The organism is Enterobacter sp. SCRI0065, assembly GCF_059766475.1.
The window spans coordinates 1-210 of record NZ_JCBAJB010000079.1 but is presented as its reverse complement, the minus strand read 5'-3'; the positions used below and the strand labels follow the sequence as shown (position 1 = coordinate 210).

Sequence of the window (210 nt, the reverse complement as noted above, 5' to 3'; positions counted from 1 at the left end):
TACCACTTTGTGATTCATGACTGGGGTGAAGTCGTAACAAGGTAACCGTAGGGGAACCTGCGGTTGGATCACCTCCTTACCTGAAAGAACCTGCCTTTGTAGTGTCCACACAGATTGTCTGATGAAAAGAAAGCAGTAAAGCATATCTGCAGGCTTGTAGCTCAGGTGGTTAGAGCGCACCCCTGATAAGGGTGAGGTCGGTGGTTCAAG

1 rRNA gene is annotated in these 210 nt (G+C 49.0%); it reads left to right on the top strand.

The features are described from left to right. A 16S ribosomal RNA gene (locus tag AC6EMZ_RS23505) occupies positions 1-79 on the top strand; the annotation flags it as partial. Between the last annotated feature and the right edge of the window lie 131 nt (positions 80-210).